Genomic DNA, 6,250 nt, shown 5'->3' on the forward strand with positions numbered 1-6,250 from the left:
ATATCATATTAGCTAAGCTTTGTCAAGACTTTTCTTTGTGAACTTTTTATGAAGTTCTTTTCGAGCTAATCCTTAGGCCTCTCCTGTTCTCCCGAACCTTTTACCTTCGTTTCGCTTCTTCCTTTATCGCTCTCTCTCGAGGCGACTTGTTTATTTTATCACTTTTATGTCATTTTGTCAACCCCTTTTTTCGCTTTCTGCTTTTTTTACACTTTATTTCCCTTTTCTTATCTCTTTTTGTCCATTTTGCTTTGCTCCTTTGTTCCTTTGATACAAAAAGTGACAACTGTGCGTCGCTCAGCTGTCACTTTGCTAGGAGTTTCCTCTATTTTGTGTTAATGATTTACTCGGTATGGCTCCGCCATTCCTCACTCCTCATTCCTCATTAATCTTACCGTTTCCGCCATTAATTCTGCCGCTTTTTGCTTTTTCTCCAATGTCACTGCAAAATACGGCTTATCTCCGTCAAAAAACCTGATCCTATTCTTATAAGCTCCATACAACGCTTGTATCTGCTCCACCTCTGCGGTTTTCACAAAGAACAGCACCTTATCCCCTCTTTGTGTTATTTCCTTTATGCCAAGCTTTGAAGCAGTATTTCTCGTAAGTGCAACGTTCACCAATCCCAGCACTGATTTCGGTGGGTCGCCGTATCTATCTATAAGCTCGTCGATAACGTCCCTGGAATCCTCCTCATTGCCTATGGAAGCTATCTTCCTATAGCAATCTATCCTCTGTGACAGATTTTCTATATAATGTTCAGGTATAAATGCGTCTATGGATATATCCACCAAACAATCCTCAGGTGACGGCGGCAAAGCCTCTCCCTTTTGTTCAGCTATAGCCTCATTTAGAAGTCGCAGATACATATCATATCCCACCGCCTCCATATGTCCATGCTGTTTACCGCTGAGTATAGAGCCTGCACCTCTTATTTCAAGGTCACGCAACGCTATCCTGAAGCCTGAGCCGAACTGTGTGAACTCTCTTATTGCGTCAAGCCTTTTTGCCGCTACCTCCGTGAGTACCTTGCCACGTCTGAAAGTGAAGTACGCAAAAGCACGGCGGTTTGATCTTCCCACACGTCCTCTAAGCTGATAAAGCTGTGAAAGTCCCAATCTGTCAGCGTCCTCTATTATAAGTGTATTTACATTCGGCACGTCAACACCTGTTTCGATTATTGTGGTGCAGACAAGGATATCTATCTCTCTGTCGCAAAGCTGCCGCCATATTTCCGACAGTTCCTCCTCGGGCATTTGTCCGTGTGCGAACGCTATCTTTGCGTCAGGAAGCATTTCCTGAAGCTTATTTGCGGTCATCATGATAGTTTCCACCCTGTTGTGGATATAATACACCTGACCACCACGTCGCAGCTCCTTGCTTATTGCCTGTGCTATTACGCCCATATTATGCTCTATAACATAGGTCTGAACAGGGTGTCTGTCCATAGGCGGTTCCTCTATGACCGACATATCTCTGATACCGCTCATTGCCATGTTAAGCGTTCTTGGTATCGGGGTAGCCGAAAGTGTAAGCACATCAACACCCTTGAAAGTTTCCTTGAACTTTTCCTTATGGGCAACACCAAAACGCTGTTCCTCGTCTATGATAACAAGACCCAAGTCCTTGAACTTAACGTCTTTCTGCACAAGCCTGTGCGTGCCTATGATAAGGTCGATAGTGCCACGGTTAAGTTCTCTTATTATCTGCTGTTGCTCCTTTGGTTTTCTAAATCTCGACAAAAGCTCCACCTTCACCGGAAAATGCTCAAATCTTTTTATCGCCGTCTGATAATGCTGCCATGCAAGAACAGTTGTTGGCACAAGTATAGCCACCTGCTTGTTATCGAGCATACACTTGAACGCCGCACGGAGTGCCACCTCCGTTTTGCCGAAGCCCACATCTCCGCAGAGAAGTCTGTCCATTGGGGACGGCTTTTCCATATCTGACTTTATCTCCTGTATAGATCTTAACTGATCGTCGGTTTCCTGATAATCAAAACGCTCCTCAAAATCCGCCTGCCAATCGTTGTCAGGGGAAAAAGCAAAACCCCTTGCCATTTGTCTTTGAGCATAAAGCTTTGTAAGCTCCTCCGCCATATCCTTTACGGCAGACTTTACCTTGTTTCGTGTCTTTGTCCACTCCATAGAGTTGAGCTTATTGAGCTTCACTGCCCCGTCATCTCTAGGACCTATATATCTTGACACAAGGTCAAGCTGAGTAACAGGCACATAAAGCACGTCCGTACCTGCATATTTTATGGTGATATAATCCTTTGTTACACCGTTCGTTTCTATATTTTTTATTCCTGAAAATCTGCCTATGCCGTACATAGCGTGAACAACAAGATCGCCTGTCTGTATATCCGAAAGGCTTTTTATCTCTTCTCCTGCCTTGTGACGGGATTTACGCTTCTTTGCACTCATGGCTTTCATCTGAGTGATGGCCGCACAGCCTATGTCAGGATAATCAAATCCGCCTGACAGACAGCCCGTGCGCAGGTATACTTTACCCTTTATTATCTCGCTGTCCTCAGTGAGGATCTCCGCAGAAATGCCAGCATCATTAAGGTCTTTATTTATAATAGGAAGCGTCTTCTCCGAGCCTGCCAGCACAACAGTGCAATACCCCTGAGAACAGAGATTTTTCAGTTCTTCTTCAAGATTGATGATATTACCGCCCCAAGCCGCCGTTTGTCGGCAGTCGGTATTGATAAGCTTTTTGAACTTCACGCCGTTGTTAGAGCGCATAAAGCTGTCAAGAAACACCGACTTCATTTGTGTTATTTTTAGTTCCGCTTGTGGTATATCAAGATAAAAGCCCTCCAGCTTTCTGAAAAGTATGCCGTCCTCATAAAGAAGCTTCATATCCTCTGAAAGCTGAGCAAGAGCCGCCTTGCCCTTTTCGATACAGTTCGTATACTCCGACACAAGGCAAACACCGCTCTCAAAGTAATCAAACACTGTTGTGAGCTTGTCATAGCACACAGTATAATACTTATCAAGATTTGTGAGGGTGATACCGCTCTGAGCCGTTTCTATATCCCTTGAAATATTCGTTCTTATCTTATCGGTACGGCTTCCACGAACAGACTTCGACAAGGCTTCAAGCTTTGTCACAAGGTCATCAGTGTCAGGGAAAATTATCTCCAAGGCAGGGAAAACCGCTATCTCGTCTATTGGGTCGCTACGTCTTTGGCTTTCGGGGTCAAAGTATGAGATAGAGTCAACCTCGTCGCCCCAAAGCTCTATTCTCACAGGACGTGACTCCTGCACAGGGAAAATATCAGCGATAGAGCCTCTCACAGAAAACTGCGCCTGACTCTCCACCTGATCTGTTCTTGTATATCCGCCTGCAAGCAGCTTGTTCGTAAGCTCCTCAAGGCTCAGTTCGCCCCCTGTTTTTATCTCAAAGGAAAACTCTTTCAGCTTATCCTGCGGAATAGTTCCCTGCAAGCAAGCTTCCATACTTGCGGCGATTATCTTGCATTTGCCCTGAGTGATAAGAGAAAGAGCTTCCAGCCTTTTATGCTCATATTCTCTTGAAACGCCCTCCATGTATGCAAAGTTCAGGTCTTTTGCAGGAAAAACGCAGGCAAGCTGTTCCCCAGCCATTTCGTTTATATCCCCTGTCATTCTAATGGCAGACGCTTCGTCGTCGCATATAACAAGGCAAGGGGAAAGCCTGCTGAGAGCCATTGCGGTCTGAGCCTTGTGTATATTTGAAACGCCAGTGACCGCACAAGGAGTAAACCCTTTGAGCAGGCAGTTTTTCACATCTTTATAAAAGCCAAGACGGCTCGCCATTTCGTAAAAAATATTCATCTTGCTGTTCTCCGAAAAAAAGTTTTAATAACAATATAACTGTAGGGGACGGCGCCCTCGACGTCCCGATATTTGTCTTTATCAATATGTCGGTCAAAAATTGTCCCTAATTGAACTTGTTCATAGCCTCGTTTATCTTGCCCTGCACCATAAGCTCCACAGCCTCGCAGGTGTTTTTATCCACATCAGAAAGCTTTTTCATTTCCTCGTCAGTGAATCTTGAAAGCACCCAGTCAGCCAAGTTGTAATCAGGGTGAGGCTTTTTGCCCACGCCTATTTTCACCCTTGGGAAATCCTGACCGCCGCACAGTGCGATAATGCTTTTTATGCCATTGTGACCCCCAGCCGAACCGTTTCTGCGTATCCTCATTTTGCCCACGTCAAGTGAAATATCGTCATAGACCACGACAACATTTTCAAGCGGTATATCATAAAAATCCATAGCGTCGCTGACCGCCTCACCGCTATTGTTCATGAAAGTTTCAGGCTTCATGACAAGACAGCTTTTTCCGCCTATAACGGCACGTCCCACAAGAGCCTTGAACTTATGTGTATTCACCGAAAAGCCGTATTTCTTTTCCATAGCCGCAACCGCAAGAAATCCTGCGTTATGGCGTGTATTCTCATAAGCCACGCCGGGATTGCCAAGCCCCACGATAATATACTCAGGCTTGCCCATAGCCGTTTCCCTCTCGGCAGACAATTTCTTCAATTTCTCAAATATATCCATTGTAAATTCTCCTATCTTTTATAATATGTCAGCCCCGACAGCTTATTCTATCCACGCACAATAACCCCGTCTTTATGCAAGACGGGGTATAAACAAAAGCCGACATTTTACTGTCGGCTTTATTATAGCATAATTTTTTCAGGATTGCAAGGGAGAATTGCTTATATCTTTATTTAGCTGTCTTTTCTTTATAAAAAGCCATATTGAACCTACAATTATTATAACTGGAATAATATAATAACAATAATGTGCAACGCCCCAAACATAATTTTCATTCTGCACAACGTGTCTTGCACTAAGATCCCAATTAAAAATAGCAACGGTTATCACCGTAAAAATCGTTGATATTATGATACCTATAGGCTTTTTTCGAATAGCTTTTATTACCGCTATCAAAGAAAATAAGCCTATAGCAGCAATTAGACCTGCATAGATCCAACCAGCATACTCATTTTTCCAAAAGTTTTCCCCGACAGCAACGTATATTCTCGCATAATCAACAAGGCTTACATTTTTTACATCTGCACAAGTCAAGCTAAGACCTTTATATACTTCTGTATCAGCAAACCTATCGAGCCTTTCAGCATATTCGTCAGTAGCTGTAGTAAAAGGCAATACAAGCAACAAAAACATCATTATTGTGCCTATCAAAGTTATAACATATGGTATAAACAGTTTGTTTTTTTCTTTCATAATAAATCCTCAATTTTTCGTTCTGAACTTTTTATGATATTGATTGTGATACTTCAAGTAATTTCTTTGATATTTTTGCAGACGCATCAATATAATACGCTGTTTCTGCATCGTTCATTTCTTCTGATTCAAGTTTACTGAACTTTTCCATTGTTTCAGAATATTTTTTCATATAATCCGTGTAATCATTAAGCATAGATATAGCGTCATTAGAATTATTGTATTTTTTCATAAATTCAGCATACTCATCAAAAAATTCAACATAACTATCAATGGCTTCCTTGAACTCAGGTCTTATTAAATCTGTTTTTTCAGACTTACTATCCTTTTCCTCATCAGACCCAATTTTCAAATCATTCTTATCATCTGTTGCCTTGCTTTCAATATCATCTTCTGATTTGGAAATTATACTGTTGTCAAAACTATCTGTAATATTTTCATCTGCAAAATACGAATTATTTGAACTCTCAGAATTATTCTTGTTATCATCTTTGTCTGTAATTAGAACTATCAAAGCCGCTAAGATAGCCAACCCAATAATAATAATTATAATGCCTCCACAGCCAATGCCTTTTTTCTCTTTTTTTCTCATGATTATTATACCTCCGCACTTTTAAGACCATACGGTTTTAATATGTATAGCATAGCACAAAAATATGGTAAAGTCAATAGTACCAATAGGTACTAAAATCACTTTCTACAATTTATACAAAAAACAAGGAGAATTTTTATGTATTTCCAAAGATTAAGAGATTTGCGCGAAGATATGGACATGAACCAAACGCAGATAGCCGAAATACTTTTTACAAGTCAGACAGTGTATTCAAGATATGAGCGTGGTGCAAGAACTATCCCCGTGGAACACCTCCTTATCCTTGCCGACTTCTATGGCGTTTCCACCGATTATATCCTCGGCAGGACAAACAACAAAAAGCTAAACAAATAAAAGGGGCTGTAAAAAAAGTTCCCAAGAAAAAAGGCTGCGATCTTGCCAAAAAGCAAG

At 41.8% G+C, this 6,250-nt stretch carries 5 protein-coding genes; 1 reads left to right on the top strand and 4 read right to left on the bottom strand.

What is annotated here, in order from left to right; translation table 11 throughout:
* Window positions 1–368 precede the first annotated feature (368 nt).
* The 4 genes from mfd to DW938_RS14040 form a co-directional block, all read right to left on the bottom strand.
* Window positions 369–3,824, bottom strand: a complete 3,456-nt coding sequence (mfd, locus tag DW938_RS14025) for a transcription-repair coupling factor (protein ID WP_118125524.1) — start codon at window positions 3,822–3,824, stop codon at window positions 369–371.
* Window positions 3,825–3,930: 106 nt separating this feature from the next.
* Window positions 3,931–4,554 (bottom strand): aminoacyl-tRNA hydrolase, encoded by a 624-nt coding sequence (gene pth / locus DW938_RS14030; RefSeq protein ID WP_117865607.1) that lies wholly within the window; start codon window positions 4,552–4,554, stop codon window positions 3,931–3,933.
* 138 nt (window positions 4,555–4,692) lie between these two features.
* Window positions 4,693–5,247 carry a hypothetical protein gene (locus tag DW938_RS14035; protein ID WP_118125526.1) on the bottom strand — a complete coding sequence of 185 codons (555 nt, stop codon included), beginning with the start codon at window positions 5,245–5,247 and terminating at the stop codon, window positions 4,693–4,695.
* A 31-nt stretch (window positions 5,248–5,278) separates the two neighbouring features.
* Window positions 5,279–5,839, bottom strand: coding sequence for a DUF6591 domain-containing protein (locus DW938_RS14040; protein WP_038670297.1), 561 nt, complete (start codon window positions 5,837–5,839; stop codon window positions 5,279–5,281).
* A gap of 138 nt (window positions 5,840–5,977) precedes the next feature.
* On the opposite strand from DW938_RS14040, the gene DW938_RS14045 reads away from it, so the two are divergent.
* The gene (locus DW938_RS14045) at window positions 5,978–6,193 is read left to right on the top strand and encodes a helix-turn-helix transcriptional regulator (RefSeq protein WP_118125528.1); all 216 of its coding nucleotides are present in this window, start codon (window positions 5,978–5,980) and stop codon (window positions 6,191–6,193) included.
* Window positions 6,194–6,250: the final 57 nt, after the last annotated feature.

This window comes from Ruminococcus sp. AM43-6 (genome assembly GCF_003461785.1).
In the GTDB taxonomy this organism is placed as follows: domain Bacteria; phylum Bacillota; class Clostridia; order Oscillospirales; family Ruminococcaceae; genus Hominimerdicola; species Hominimerdicola aceti.